Origin of the sequence: Vibrio sp. YMD68 (assembly GCF_029958905.1) — a bacterium.
GTDB lineage: Bacteria > Pseudomonadota > Gammaproteobacteria > Enterobacterales > Vibrionaceae > Vibrio.
The window spans coordinates 1033306-1047886 of sequence record NZ_CP124614.1 but is presented as its reverse complement, the minus strand read 5'-3'; the positions used below and the strand labels follow the sequence as shown (position 1 = coordinate 1047886).

The 14581-nt window shown below is 43.4% G+C and carries 9 protein-coding genes; 4 read left to right on the top strand and 5 right to left on the bottom strand.

Translation table 11 applies throughout. The features are described from left to right. Nucleotides 1–142: 142 nt before the first annotated feature. Together rne and QF117_RS11010 are read left to right on the top strand one after the other, a co-directional pair. Nucleotides 143–3217, top strand: coding sequence for a ribonuclease E (rne, locus tag QF117_RS11015; RefSeq protein ID WP_282388968.1), 3075 nt, complete (start codon nt 143–145; stop codon nt 3215–3217). 244 nt (nt 3218–3461) lie between these two features. After that, nucleotides 3462–5021 (top strand): SulP family inorganic anion transporter, encoded by a 1560-nt coding sequence (locus QF117_RS11010; RefSeq protein ID WP_282388967.1) that lies wholly within the window; start codon nt 3462–3464, stop codon nt 5019–5021. A gap of 112 nt (nt 5022–5133) precedes the next feature. On the opposite strand, the gene QF117_RS11005 is transcribed toward QF117_RS11010, so the two are convergent. Both QF117_RS11005 and adhE read right to left on the bottom strand, forming a co-directional pair. Further along, on the bottom strand, nt 5134–5526 hold the full coding sequence (locus tag QF117_RS11005) for a glycine zipper family protein (RefSeq protein WP_282388966.1): 393 nt from the start codon (nt 5524–5526) through the stop codon (nt 5134–5136). Between the two features lie 198 nt (nt 5527–5724). Beyond that, nucleotides 5725–8385, bottom strand: coding sequence for a bifunctional acetaldehyde-CoA/alcohol dehydrogenase (adhE, locus tag QF117_RS11000; protein WP_282388965.1), 2661 nt, complete (start codon nt 8383–8385; stop codon nt 5725–5727). 647 nt (nt 8386–9032) lie between these two features. Here adhE and QF117_RS10995 point away from each other — a divergent pair. Together QF117_RS10995 and QF117_RS10990 are read left to right on the top strand one after the other, a co-directional pair. Next, nucleotides 9033–9671 (top strand): YchE family NAAT transporter, encoded by a 639-nt coding sequence (locus QF117_RS10995; protein ID WP_017035826.1) that lies wholly within the window; start codon nt 9033–9035, stop codon nt 9669–9671. A gap of 80 nt (nt 9672–9751) precedes the next feature. Beyond that, entirely contained in the window at nt 9752–10606 is an 855-nt protein-coding gene (locus QF117_RS10990) for an ion transporter (protein WP_282388964.1), read from the top strand. Between the two features lie 69 nt (nt 10607–10675). On the opposite strand, the gene asd is transcribed toward QF117_RS10990, so the two are convergent. The 3 genes from asd to yejK form a co-directional block, all read right to left on the bottom strand. Next, nucleotides 10676–11794 (bottom strand): aspartate-semialdehyde dehydrogenase, encoded by a 1119-nt coding sequence (gene asd / locus QF117_RS10985; protein WP_282389460.1) that lies wholly within the window; start codon nt 11792–11794, stop codon nt 10676–10678. 251 nt (nt 11795–12045) lie between these two features. After that, nucleotides 12046–13431: an Hpt domain-containing protein gene (locus QF117_RS10980; RefSeq protein ID WP_282388963.1), complete on the bottom strand. Its 1386-nt coding sequence runs from the start codon at nt 13429–13431 to the stop codon at nt 12046–12048. A gap of 104 nt (nt 13432–13535) precedes the next feature. Further along, nucleotides 13536–14534 (bottom strand): nucleoid-associated protein YejK, encoded by a 999-nt coding sequence (gene yejK, locus QF117_RS10975; protein WP_017036260.1) that lies wholly within the window; start codon nt 14532–14534, stop codon nt 13536–13538. Nucleotides 14535–14581: the final 47 nt, after the last annotated feature.

Sequence of the window (14581 nt, the reverse complement as noted above, 5' to 3'; positions counted from 1 at the left end):
TATTCGCTTGTGACAACTGACGTGCCCTTAGAGCATCCCCTCCAGCCGGGAGGCTGCACTTTTAGCCATGGGATCTGGCACCGTGAAAACGAACTAAAGCAATAAGCACAATCAATATAAAAAAAGATAACGAGATTATTAAATGAAAAGAATGTTAATAAACGCAACTCAAAAAGAAGAGTTGCGTGTTGCTTTGGTCGATGGACAGCGACTTTTCGATTTGGATATCGAAAGCCCAGGACACGAATCAAAGAAAGCAAATATCTATAAAGGCCGTATTACCCGTGTTGAACCAAGCTTAGAAGCTGCTTTTGTTGACTACGGTGCTGATAGACACGGATTCCTTCCTCTTAAAGAAATTGCTCGTGAATACTTCCCACAAGGTTACACCTACCAAGGTCGACCAAGCATTAAAGAAGTATTGAGAGAAGGGCAAGAAGTCATTGTTCAAGTTGAAAAAGAAGAACGTGGCAGCAAAGGCGCTGCATTAACGACTTTTGTTTCACTTGCCGGCAGCTACCTTGTTTTAATGCCTAACAACCCTCGTGCTGGTGGTATTTCACGCCGAATCGAAGGCGATGAAAGAACTCAGCTTAAAGCCGCACTAAGCACACTTGAACTTCCACAAGGTATGGGGCTGATTGTTCGTACTGCAGGTGTCGGTAAAAGTGCTGAAGAGCTTGAGTGGGATCTTAACGTATTACTCAACCACTGGGGCGCAATCAAACAGGCTTCAGACAGTAACTCAGCACCTTTCCTGATTCACCAAGAAAGTAACGTTATTGTACGAGCGATTCGTGACTACTTGCGTCGTGACATTGGCGAGATTCTTATCGATAGTAACACTATCTATGAGCGCGCCCTTGAGCATATTCGCTTAGTTCGCCCAGACTTTGCTAGCCGTATTAAAAAGTACGATGGTGAAGTGCCACTATTTAGCCACTATCAAATTGAGAGCCAAATTGAATCGGCCTTCCAACGTGAAGTGCGCCTTCCTTCAGGTGGTTCAATCGTTATTGACCCAACAGAAGCACTCACCTCTATCGACATTAACTCCGCTCGCGCTACTAAAGGTGGAGATATTGAAGAAACCGCTCTAAACACAAACCTTGAAGCCGCAGATGAAATTGCTCGTCAATTACGTCTACGTGACTTGGGTGGCCTTGTTGTTATCGATTTCATCGATATGACACCCGTTCGTAACCAACGTGAAGTTGAGAATCGTTTGCGTGATGCAGTGCGCCTTGACAGAGCTCGTATCCAAATCGGTCGTATCTCTCGTTTTGGTCTTCTAGAAATGTCACGTCAGCGCTTGAGCCCGTCATTGGCAGAAGCAAGCCACCATATTTGTCCTCGTTGTACAGGTACTGGTGTTGTTCGTGATAACGAGTCGCTAGCACTATCTGTTCTACGTTTGATTGAAGAAGAAGCTCTGAAAGACAACACAGCACAAGTACTTGCTGTCGTACCTGTTCCAATCGCATCTTACCTTCTGAACGAAAAACGTCGTTCGGTTAACCATATCGAAAAGAACCAAGAAGTTAAGATCACTGTTGTTCCTAACTCTGACATGGAAACTCCACACTTCGAGGTGATTCGTATCCGTGAAGGTGAAGAGTTTGATTTACTGTCTTACTTACTGCCTCAAAAGCTAGATGCTCTAAAAGAAGCAGAAAGCAAAGAGCCTGTTGAACAAGAAGTTAAACTGAGAAAGGTTGAAGAGCCAGCTTTAAAAGGCTTCGCTGCGCCTGCTCAATCAGCACCGACTCCGGCACCTGCGCCTAACGCTGTTGAAGCAAAGAAAGCACCAGCGAAAGAAGAAGAGGCTCAACCTGGCCTGATCTCTCGTCTATTTAAAGCACTAGGTGAATTTTTCTCTGGCCCTTCTGAAGAAGCCAAAGAAGAGGTTAAGGAAGAAAAACCGACCGAAGAACAGCGTCATCCTCGTCAACGCCGTAATCGCAACGATCAACGTCGTCGCAATAACCGTGATAATCGTAATGATCGTGGTGACCGCAATAAGCGTAAGCCTGTGCGAGATGAGCAAGCTCCAGCGACGGAAAATGATGAAAAGGCGAAACAAGAACGTAAGCCTAATAACCGTAAACCTAAGCAGGATCGTCGACCTAACCGTGATGATGCAAAACCATCAAAAGTATTAGAACAAGGCCAGCAAATCGCTGCAGATGCTCAAAATACCAAGCAAGACTCTTCCTCTGAAGCAAAAGCGCCGAAAACGAAAGAACGTCGTCAACGCCGTCCGCTGAAGAAACAGATTCGAGTGAACGGTCAAAATAAACCTCAGCCTGTTGATGCTGCTAAAGCGGCAGAAGTGGTCAGCGCTGTTGCAGTCGCTGAAGCGGTAGAAGCCAAAGTTGAAGTGAATGACGCAACACAAGAAGATCAACCTAAACAGCGTCGTAACCGTCGATCTCCTCGTCATTTACGAGCAAGTGGTCAACGTCGACGTCGTGGACGTGATCGTCGCCCTAACCCATTCCGCCTTCGCAAAGGTGGTGTTGCTTCTCCTGAGATGGCAATGGGTAAAGTGATGCCTCGCTATGATTTGGCGAAGCCTAAGCGTCAGTCGTTAGCTCAACCTGTCGAACAAGTAGTGGAAACCTCGGCCATTAAGCTGTCTGGTTTCGCTATGCCTGAAATGGCGATGGGTAAAATCATCCTATGCTCAACAGTGAAAACGAACACCGATAGCAAGATTGAAGCTCCGGTGAAAGTTGAAGCGCCAGCAGTGGCAGAAGTTAAAGAAGTCGCAGTTGAAGTAAACGTTGCCCCTGAAACTAGCGCTGAACAGCCTGCTAATGTTGAAACTGTTGAGTCAGTCGAGAACGTCGAAACAATAGCGACTGCACAAGAAGCTAGTGTCCAAAAAATCAGTGATCAAGAAGCCAGTGTTGATTCGCCTAAACTCGAAGAAACTAAGCTCGAAAAGCCTAAACTTGAAGAAACAGCAGTCAACGAAGAAGTCGCAGTCGCTACTGAAGCCGTGATTCAAGTTCAGCCTCTTGCAGAAAAAAGCAGTCGTGTTAAAGCACACGCTACTTCGGCAATGACTAAGGCTCCAGGGCCTCAAGAAATTAAAGAGATTGAAGTGGTTTCTATGCCTCTGAAAACCGAACGCTACCAAGCAAAAGGCGCTGGCAGCCAAGTTGCACGTAGCCAAGCGGGCTCAGGAATGACGAAACCTCAAGGCTTTTAATACCTTTAAAAACGTTAAAAAGGCTGCTAACTCTTAGCAGCCTTTTTTTTCAATGTTGGACAAGACATAAGTCAAGTTAATCTATACTAGGTTAATCATTGAACTTAATCACACTTTTCGGTAGCATGCGCCGATTCATACTTATCTGCACTCAAAATAGAATGTTTGTCTATCTCTGATTTTGCTCTATTTGTAACGAAGTGTTGTTTAAGGATAAACCCACAAGCAAAAATACTGAGTTAACATGTTTGAATTTCCACAGTTTTCTAAACACTCTGTAAAAAATGATGTCCTATCCGGACTTACTGTTGCACTCGCACTGGTACCAGAAGCCGTTGCTTTTGCCTTTGTCGCGGGTGTCGACCCTATGGTTGGTTTGTACGCGGCATTTATCGTTGGCCTTATTACTTCTATTTTTGGCGGACGACCTGGAATGATTTCCGGTGCCACTGGCGCGATGGCGGTTGTTATGGTCAGCCTAGTGGCGACTCACGGTGTCCAGTACTTATTCGCCGCCATCATGCTTGCGGGTGTATTTCAGATATCGGCCGGTCTCTTTAAGCTAGGCAAATTTATTCGCATGGTTCCCCACCCTGTTATGATTGGCTTTGTTAATGGCCTGGCGATTGTTATTTTCCTTGCTCAGCTTGGGCAGTTTAAAACTCCCGATGCTTCCGGTGCGCTAACCTGGCTACCTCAAGGTGAAATGCTGCTAATGTTAGGGCTTGTGGTACTAACCATGGCTATTATTCATTTTCTGCCTAAACTGACCACGGCGGTGCCTTCTTCTCTGGTCGCGATCGTTACCGTCACTGTTTTAGTATCAATGTTGAGCCTGGACACCAACACGGTTGTTGATTTCCTACGTACTATGTCTGGCGATGCAAATGCTACATTGGCTGGCTCTTTACCAACGTTCTCGATTCCTGCGGTACCATTTACATTCGAAACTCTTCAAATCATTTTGCCTTATGCCATTATTCTTGCAGCCATTGGGTTAATTGAATCATTGCTTACACTAACGGTTCTGGATGAAATGACCAATACACGTGGGCAATCTAACCGCGAGTGTGTTGGGCAAGGCATGGCAAATGTCACGTGTTCGGTATTCGGTGCAATGGGTGGTTGTGCGATGATTGGACAATCTATGATTAACGTTAACTCTGGCGGTCGTGGGCGACTTTCCGGAATCGTAGCGGCCGTTGCACTTCTGGCGTTTATCTTATTTGGTTCTGCGTTGATCGAAATGATTCCACTGGCGGCACTCGTAGGCGTTATGTTCATGGTCGTGATTGGTACGTTTGAGTGGGCGACATTTAAGCTTGCCCGACGCGTTCCTAAACAAGACTTCTTTGTTATCGTCCTTGTTACGGTTGTGACGGTTCTTACCGACCTTGCGGTTGCCGTTGCCGTGGGTGTTGTAGTTTCTGCTTTGATGTTTGCTTGGGAACACGCAAAACACATTTACGCAAGCAGTAAACTTAACGACGAGGGTTCTAAGGAATATCATATCAACGGTCCAATTTTCTTTGGTTCTGCGGCTAACTTTCTTGAACTGTTTGATTTTAAAAATGATCCTGACGATGTCATCGTCGACTTTGCTAGTTCACGCGTAGCTGACCATTCAGCTATTGAAGCCATTGAAACACTAGCAGTTCGATATTCTACGCTTGGCAAGACATTGCACTTACGTCACTTGAGCCCAGATTGTCGCGCACTTCTTCACAAAGCCGGTAGCTTAGTTGAGATTAACGTTAAAGAAGATCCAAGCTATAAAGTAGCAACGGATGTTTTGGCTGGCTAATTTTTAATGTTTTCGTGATAAAAAATGGGTTTGCCAAATCATGGCAAACCCTTTTTTTTATCCCAAACACCATGATAGTCGTTACAGGCTATAATTTACTTCTGCCCACGGATCATCCATTAAGAACAGTGTAACCACGGTTCGTCATGCAATTTCTCATTACCGTCTGCTGATTCTGTTCGTAGTCAGCTTGATTCTGACGACGGTCACGGCTGCCACCAATAATTCCAGCGCCTAGGCCTACCGCAGCACCTTTCTTAGCGCCTTCACTGCCAGAGCCTCCCGCAATAGCAACACCGGCTGAACCGATTGCCGCACCTTTCAAGGCGCCACCGACCGCACCACGAGAGCGAGTGTCTTTTTTGACTTGATTAGACAGCTCTTCACATTGATGCTTATCATAAATATAGTCTTTCTCATCAACACCGTTTTTATCGATGATAAGGTTCGCATGAACGTTTACAGAAAATAAAAGGGAAAGTGAAAGTAAGCCTACGCGTTTCATTGCTGGTTCCTATTGATCGTTTAGGGAGATAGGCCAAAGTGTATAAAGACTGAGCGAGAACAACTAGGAATATCCCTTATTCCAAAAATTCGCTTGCCAACCGATCTAATAAAAGCCCATAAAAAAACCCCAACCAATAGGCCGGGGTTTGATAATCAACATTTCGTGCTAGCGAAACATCTTATAACGTCAGAAGTCTTACTTCTTTTTAGCTGGTTTGTCAGCTTTTTTCTTGCTTGCTGCTGTTTCTTCGGCAGCTTCACCTTCAACAAATGCTTTACCGTAGTAAGAAGCGATTAATACTTCTTTCAGCTCATTGATCAATGGGTAACGTGGGTTAGCACCTGTACATTGGTCATCAAACGCATCTTCAGCAATTGAATCAACTTTCGCCATAAACTCAGCTTCGTTAACGCCAGCAGCTTGGATTGACAGTGGAATATCCATTGCAATTTTAAGCTCTTCTAACCAGTTAAGTAGTGCATTCACTTTCGTTTCAGTATTACCTTCACGGAAACCTAAATGCTCTGCAATTTCAGCGTAACGAGCACGTGCTTTAGGACGGTCGTACTGAGAGAATGCCGCTTGTTTCGTTGGGTTGTTCGTCGCATTGTAACGAACAGTGTTCGAGATTAATAACGCATTCGCAAGACCGTGTGGAATGTGGAACTCAGCGCCTAATTTATGCGCCATTGAGTGACACACACCTAGGAAAGACTGCGCAAAAGACATACCAGCGATGGTTGCTGCATTGTGTACTTTTTCACGTGCAATTGGATCTTTCTTACCATTAGCGTAAGAGCTTGGTAAGTACTCTTTCAGCATCTTAAGTGCTTGTAGAGCGTGACCGTCTGAGTATTCGTTTGCTAGAACGGAAACATAAGCTTCTAATGCGTGTGTAACAGCATCGTAACCACCGAATGCACATAGAGACTTAGGCATGTCCATCACAAGGTTCGCATCAACGACAGCCATATTCGGCGTTAGTTCGTAATCTGCTAATGGGTATTTCTGACCTGTTTTCTCATCGGTTACAACCGCAAATGGTGTTACTTCAGAACCTGTACCAGAAGTCGTTGTGATACATACTAGTTCAGCTTTTGCACCCATTTTAGGGAACTTGTAAATACGTTTACGGATATCCATAAAGCGCATAGATAGGTCTTCAAAATCAGTTTCAGGATGTTCGTACATCACCCACATGATTTTCGCAGCGTCCATTGGTGAACCACCACCAACCGCTAAGATAACATCAGGCTGGTAACTTGCACATGCTTCAGCACCGGCTTTAACTACCGCCAATGTTGGATCCGCTTCTACTTCATGGAATACCTCAACTTCCATGCCTTTTTCTTTTAGGATGGCACGTAGATCGTCAATGTAACCGTTGTTAAATAAGAAACGGTCAGTAACGATGAGTGCACGTTTTTTACCTTCAAGGTCAGTCATTGCGATTGGTAGACAGCCGCGACGGAAGTAGATAGATTTTGGTAGTTTGTGCCACAACATATTTTCTGCTCGCTTAGCTACAATTTTCTTGTTGATAAGGTGCTTAGGACCTACGTTTTCAGAGATAGCGTTACCACCCCAAGAACCACAGCCTAGTGTCAATGAAGGAGCCAATTCGAAGTTGTAAAGGTCACCGATACCACCTTGAGATGAAGGAGTATTCACAAGAATACGTGCAGTCTTCATTTTGTCACCGAAGTACGCAATACGATCTTCGTTGTTGTCTTGGTCAGTGTAAAGTACTGAAGTATGACCAACACCACCGATGTCTAATACGATACCCGCTTGACGTACAGCGTCTTCAAAGTCTTTCGCTTTGAATAGACCTAGTGTAGGAGATAGTTTTTCATGAGCAAATTCGTCATCCCATGAAGCTTCTAAGCCTTCACCGATAAGAATTTTAGTTGAAGTTGGTACTTTAACGCCTGCTAGCTCAGCAATCTTGTATGCTGGTTGGCCTACGATTTTCGCGTTCAGTGCGCCATCAATAAGCAATACTTTACGTACTTTCTCTGCATCTGCCGTGTTTAGCACAACTGCGCCGTACTTAGCAAAACGAGCTTTAACTTCGTCGTAGATAGATTCCACAACAATCGCCGCTTGCTCAGAAGCACAGATAACGCCGTTATCGAATGTTTTAGACATTAAGATAGAAGAAACAGCACGTTTGATATCTGCAGTTTCATCGATAACGACAGGTGTATTACCTGCGCCAACACCGATAGCTGGTTTACCTGAAGAGTAAGCCGCTTTAACCATGCCTGGGCCACCAGTTGCAAGGATCATGTTGATGTCGTCATGTTTCATCAGTGTGTTAGACAATTCAACTGAAGGTACGTCAATCCAACCAATAATGTCTTTTGGTGCACCCGCTTTAATTGCTGCGTCTAGTACGATTTTAGCTGCGTAGTTCGTTGCATTCTTAGCGCGTGGGTGTGGAGAGAAGATACAACCATTACGTGTTTTAAGACAGATTAGTGCTTTAAAGATAGCGGTTGAAGTTGGGTTGGTCGTAGGAACGATCGCACAAACAATTCCTAGTGGTTCAGCGATAGTAATCGTACCACCTTCATCGTTACGGTCGATGATGCCACAGGTTAATTCGTCTTTATATTTGTTGTAGATAAACTCAGAAGCAAAGTGGTTTTTGATAACTTTATCTTCCATGATACCCATGCCAGATTCAGTTGCCGCCATTTTAGCTAGTTCGATACGAGCTGTTGAAGCTGCTAGAGATGCTGCACGGAAGATTTCATCAACTTTCTCTTGTGGAAAGTTCGCAAATTCTTGTTGCGCCGCTTTTACACGAGCTACTAGAGCGTCTAGTTCAGCCAAGTTCGATACAGGCATAGTGGATCTCCTAAAATAAATAAATGTTAAAAACTTTTTATTAAGATTGCGCCGAGATGCTTAAAACTACTGTCAAGAACCAATCCAATTGCACAGGCTTAGTAAATTGCTTTCAGGGCTGAGTATAATATTTCAGGCCATGAAAAAAATTGACTCAGATCAGTTCTCAAAAGGCAATTACCTACAAAGTAGCAGTTAAAACACCGACAAAAACATAAGGCACTGAAAACAAATGATTAAAAGCCAAAAAATCAGTGATTAAAAATCACGCAGTCAGATAAATAAAACTAAATAACTTTCACAAACCTGTAAAAAAGTTACATATTTCTACAATAAAGTACATTTAGTGTCACTTTTTACGTGCTACGAGCTTAAACGTTTTTGAGATAAATGTGGCATAAATGATAGAGATTTTTGTCATAAATGTGGGAATGCACTCAATTTTTTTCTTCGCGATTTAACTTTATCTTTGATTTCAATCTCTACTCTTTCGCTGTTCAGTCCATGAGATCGGATTACTTATTTTGTATGGAATAAGCAAAAAAAAATCATCTCGAACACAACATTACCGCTCGTACAAAAAAACGATTTACCATAGAATCGCGGCAAATTATTTCACCCTATTTTACGGTTGCCGAGTTAGAACTATGACTTCATTCGAAATCGCCATTTTTTTACAGTTTTTTTTAGGATTGGTTGCGGCGGTGAACCCCGTAGGAATCATGCCCATTTTTGTTTCTTTGACGGGACATATGACACCAGAAGAAAAAAACAAAACCGCACGAACGGCGAACATTGCTGTTGCGATGATTTTGATCGTGTCACTGTTAGCCGGCCAAGTATTATTGGATATGTTTAGTATCTCTCTAGACTCATTCAGAGTTGCAGGTGGGCTACTACTGCTTAGCATTGCTTTCTCAATGATGAGCGGAAAGCTCGGTGAAGATAAGCAAAATAAACAAGAAAAGTCTGAGTATGTAAGTAAGGAACAAATTGGCGTCGTCCCTTTGGCCATGCCTCTGATGGCCGGTCCAGGTGCGATCAGTTCAACCATTGTTTATGGAGCCCGCTACCCCAGTACACTTGATACGCTGGGCATCATTATTACCGTAGCAATCTTTTGCTGCTGCTCTTGGCTGCTGTTTCGTTCAGCGCCTCTTATCGTACGTTTTTTAGGGCAAACAGGTATCAATGTGATTACACGTATAATGGGGCTTATCCTCGGGGCTTTAGGGATCGAGTTTATCGCAAACGGGCTTAGGAACTTATTTCCCGGCTTAGCCTAGCCACGGCTGACCTGTTAACCACTCGATTACTTTTTGATCTCACGCTATTATGGTGCTGTTCATTCACTAGCAGCATCATTATGACTTTAACTGACCATTCATTGAAACATCATCTCTACATCATCATTTTTGGCACCCATACTAAAGCGGGTCGTATTTTTGATATCGGGCTGATCATCGCCATATTTTTATCCCTATCCGTCCTAGTGGCCGACTCAGTGTACTCTTCTGATGCAGAGTGGCATTTTGCTCTAAAAATCCTTGAATACTTTTTTACTGGTCTATTCACCATTGAATATCTACTGCGGCTCTATTGTTCACCAAAGCCAACCGCCTATGCGCGGAGTTTTTACGGTGTGATCGACTTACTGGCTATACTTCCAACGTATCTTGCCTTGCTTATTCCAGGCGCTTCTTTCATGGGAGTGATCCGTCTATTAAGAGTCATGCGAATCTTTCGAGTTCTTAAACTGGTCCGCTACCTTCAAGATTCACACATCTTGCTTCGATCACTCTATATGTCCCGAAGAAAGATCCTTATTTTTTTCAGTATGGTCGCTATTCTAGTGACTATTTTTGGATCACTGCTTTACGTGATTGAAGGGCCTGAAAATGGTTTTTCTAGTATTCCGATGAGCATCTATTGGGCTATCGTAACCATTACGACGGTAGGTTATGGCGATATTTCACCAGTAACACCTCTTGGTCGATCGGTCGCTTCTCTTGTCATGCTGCTCGGTTATTCCATTCTAGCGGTACCCACTGGGATCATCACGGCAGAATTAAATCAAGAGATGAATGCGCATAGGAATTTGGTTAAGTGCCCAAACTGTATGAAGACAGGACATGAAAGCGATGCACTTCATTGCAAGTTTTGTGGCGCAGAATTAGCGGATCCAGATAAGCGTATTGTTCCTACTGAGCCTATTGGATAAACCACGAAACCTTCTGAATTAAGATATAAAAAAAGCGCCAACAGGCGCTTTTATCCAATGCAGCAATAATTATGATTTTTCTGCGAGCAAAATACGCAATGTTCTACGCAAAGGCTCTGCGGCACCCCAAAGTAGTTGGTCACCAACCGTAAACGCATTCAAGAAATCATCACCCATCGACATTTTACGTAAACGTCCTACTGGCACTGATAGTGTTCCAGTAACTTTTGCTGGCGTGAGTTCTTGCGCCGTAATATCGCGATCATTTGGAATCACTTTAACCCAATCATTATGAGTCGCGATCATCTCTTCAATTTCATCAAGCGGAATATTCTGCTTTAACTTAATCGTAAGCGCTTGGGCATGACAACGCATAGCACCAATACGAACGCACGTACCATCAATAGGCACTGGGTTATTTTGAAAACCTAAAATCTTGTTCGCTTCAACTTCGGCCTTCCACTCTTCTTTGCTTTGGCCATTTTCACGCTTCACATCAATCCAAGGAATCAATGAGCCAGCAAGAGGAACACCAAACTGATCCGTTGGGAACGAACCGGAACGTAGCGTATCTGCCACTTTTTTATCAATATCTAAAATGGAACTCGCTGGATTAGCCAGCTCTGAGCTAACCGAATCATTCACCACACCCATCTGCGAGATAAGCTCGCGCATATTTTTCGCACCAGCACCCGATGCCGCTTGATAAGTCATTGCACTCATCCACTCAACATGGCCTTTCTCGTAAAGACCACCCAAAGCCATGAGCATCAAGCTGACAGTACAGTTACCACCCACAAAGGTGTTGGTTCCAGAATGGATTCCTTGCTGGATCTGAGCCAAGTTGACTGGGTCAAGAGTAATAATGGAGTCTTGAGCCATTCTCAACGTAGAGGCTGCATCAATCCAGTACCCTTTCCACCCTGCTTGGCGAAGTGCCGGGTATACTTTCTCGGTATAGCTGCCACCCTGACAAGTGATCACTGCATCTAATTGTTTCAAGCTTTCGATGTCAAACGCATCTTGCAGCATACCTGCTGGGTTGCTACCTAAAGCAGGCGCTGGAATACCAACTTGAGAGGTACTATAAAAAACAGGTTCGATTAGGTCGAAATCTTTTTCTTCTACCATGCGTTGCATAAGCACGGAACCAACCATACCACGCCAACCAACTAAACCGACTCTCATCACAAAAACGCTCCATGTATTAAAAAATGTATTTATCCATCTATAAGTTTTTCGACAAAAAATCTCAAGCGATAATTACTAAATAATGCCATTTATGGTCATTTTTTCTAGAAAACGCCAAGAGATTCTAGAAAAAGCGGAGAGAAAGGCCAAAAGGGTCGAGTTGAATAGGCTTTTAAAGGCGTAGTTAGTGTGCTCTGACAACGGGCAGACACTGATGAAATGACGCAGGACTAAGCTAACTATAGAGATCAAGAATGCTGGTTTATATAATCCCTTGCGCTGCCTACCGCTGACGATAAGGCGATAGCCAAACGCTCAAGTTTCTCATCACTCACACGAGTACCTTGTTTGAGATCCGTTTCAATATCAGTGGCAATGTCTTTTAACCCTAAAACACCAAGGTTACCCGCAACCCCTTTTAAGCTGTGTGCGATTCGCATGGCATGTTCAATATCGGCCTCTTGCGTTTCTCTTATATCTTGTGCATTGGTTTGATGGTCCTGAACAAACACATCTAAGAGCAATAAGACGGATTCGTTGTCGCCGTTTAGAGAGTGCAACATATGATCGATGTTCACTTTTTCAGAAACAAGGGATTCTTCATTATCATCGATTGTCTGATCGGGTTGATGTTTTGTAGAAGAATCCTGATGATGAGTCGTGGATTTCCCCTGTACTGACGACGAATTAGAATCTGCCTGACCAAATTGTAGAGGTTTACTCATCACGTCACCTTTTTCATTGTGTTGCGTTGTTACAGTTTTTTGTTTTTGTGCAATAGAAGACACCCGTTGCTCAGTGTCATCAGTTGCTAAATCCTCTTCCTTTGTTTTTTCTTCAACCCCCTGATTAATTAACTGGACGGGCTGTTGCAAAAGCATAAAAAACAGACTGATTATCGCCAACGCACTCGCGGCAATGGACATCATAAAGTAATCATTCATTTGCTCATCATATTGACGCTTTACTTCTGATTGGACGAGGTTGACCGGGTGATTGACCAGTTTTTCGACCAAATAGCTTCCTTTGGCATAAACACTTAAAACAGAAGACGTTTGAGCCAGAGCCTGTTGTAGCCTTTCTCCGTCTTCAGTCGCCATCTTCTGAGACTGAACAAACAAATAATCCAAAGAACGATATATTTCAGGGCTGGCGGAAGCGTTGCTAAACATGGCTTCAAATATGTGACTGCTCAGCTGAAAATACACCGACTGCATCGCTGCATTACCTTGGTAGGATTCTCTGGCCTTTTTGAGTTGATCAACCAATTCAATGATCTGTACATCGGTGTCATTAAACTGTTGCATTAATTCAATAAAACGTTTGGTCGTGAATATTAACTGGCCAGTGTCGGGCTGAAAGAAACGGCTCTTATCGTTGGTCTCCAACTGTAAGATTAACGCGTAAAGCAATTGAACTTTAAGAGAGGTATCGTCCACATGAGCCATTCGATATTGTGCATCAAAATAGAGCGAATTCCGAAGGTCTTTCAGACTATTACCAAGCTCTGTAATACTCGCCTGATTGTCTGAATTCGCCCGGACAAGGCTCATTGTAGTAATAATGACCAAGAACCAAAGACAGACAATGGCCAGCAGTTGCTTTTTCTTGGTTTTCATCGCTTCCATCGACATAGAGGTAACCTATTATTTTCCATAATGTAATGCACTGTATTTATAGAATATGTCACCATGACCAATAAATAAAAAAAGAGAGAGCAAAAGCTCTCTCTATATCACTAATTTCGTGTTAATTGGTCACGTAAATTAGGTGGCGTTCCTTTTATCGTTAACGTATCCGTCTCTGGATCATAAAAAATACGTTCACCCAGTAACAAGCTATCAAAGCTCACATTCAGTCCACCACCCGCACCGACGTACTTAGTCAACTTGCGCATTGTCGAACGGTCAGCTGGAAAACTGTCTTCTAATTCGTAGCCTTGCTCTTTGGTGTAATCAAGAAAGCTTGTTCCTTCCTGGCTTTGAGGAAGCTCACCAGACAATTCACGAACTTGAACTTCTGCGCCCGATTTGATCGTTTCGTTGCAATAATCGTAGACTTGCTTTTTGTAATTTGTTGCGTCTTCCTTTTCTAACTTGGAGTCACTGCAGAAATCTTGTACTGCTTGCATCAATACTTGGTTTTGTTGTTTTGTATCCAATCCTACTTCCGCTTGAAGGAAGTCTAGGAAAAAGTCTGCCACCTTGCGGCCAACGCGACCTTTTATGTACGCTAAATATCGATTTGACTCTTTGTCTGTCTCATAACTCGATAAATCGATTCGAGCAACGATATCCATTTTATTGATATCGAGATAGTCTGTCGCACTGATCTCTAATCCTTCCGTCACTTTAAGGCTTTGAATTGACGGAAGTAATGCAACGAATAAATAGTCAGTCGCCAGTGATTGGTATTCGGCAATAACCAGAATACCCTCGTCAGCGAATGGGTACTTAGAGAGTTCTTGTTTCAGTCGGTTTGCACTAAGTTGTGAGAAATCATAAAAATTCTTCTCACCTTGGCGAAGTTCTTGCAACCACATTTGAAATTCGCTGTCTGACTTAAAAGAACCAAAGCCTTTGCCGGCTTTAGCGTTAAAGACACGATGTAACTCAGCCACAAGGTGCTCTGTAGAGCCATCGTTTTCTAATGAATGAGAACGAAAATTAACGATCAGTTCATCCTGATCGTTTTTCGAAAGTTGGTGTAAAATGACGTTGGATAGTTGAAGGCTCATAGTGAAAATATCGGCGTTCTAGGTTTCAGTTGATAGGCATTGTAGGT